Genomic DNA, 755 nt, shown 5'->3' on the forward strand with positions numbered 1-755 from the left:
AGTCTCCCACCTATCCTACACAAACCGAACCGAACACCAATACCAAGCTATAGTGAAGGTCCCGGGGTCTTTTCGTCCTGCCGCGCGTAACGAGCATCTTTACTCGTAGTGCAATTTCACCGGGCCTGTGGTTGAGACAGCAGAGAAGTCGTTACGCCATTCGTGCAGGTCGGAACTTACCCGACAAGGAATTTCGCTACCTTAGGATGGTTATAGTTACCACCGCCGTTTACTGGGGCTTAAATTCTCAGCTTCGCCACCAAAGGTGACTAACCGGTCCTCTTAACCTTCCAGCACCGGGCAGGCGTCAGTCCATATACATCAACTTAACGTCTTCGCATGGACCTGTGTTTTTGATAAACAGTCGCTTCCCTCTATTCTCTGCGACCCCACAACCCACCACCAACGCAAAGGCTGGCTTAAGTCGTGTGGTCCCCCTTCTCCCGAAGTTACGGGGGCATTTTGCCGAGTTCCTTAACCACAGTTCACCCGAACGCCTTAGTATTTTCAACCTGACCACCTGTGTCGGTTTAGGGTACGGGCCATACATCCACATCGCTAGAGGCTTTTCTCGACAGTACTAGATCACCAACTTCACCCCAATTGGGCTACGCATCACGCCTCAGGTACACGGTGTGCGGATTTGCCTACACACCACCTCACACGCTTACACCAACAATCCACTAAGCGGCATGGCTACTACACTGTGTCACCCCATCACTTGAACCACACATCAGGCCCCACGACATCAACAA

Annotated in this window: 1 rRNA gene; it reads right to left on the minus strand. The window is 52.1% G+C overall.

The features are described from left to right. Window positions 1-755, minus strand: a 23S ribosomal RNA gene (locus HMPREF3056_RS09810); the annotation flags it as partial.

The sequence above is a fragment of the Corynebacterium sp. HMSC056F09 genome (genome assembly GCF_001815785.1).
Taxonomy (GTDB): domain Bacteria; phylum Actinomycetota; class Actinomycetes; order Mycobacteriales; family Mycobacteriaceae; genus Corynebacterium; species Corynebacterium hiratae.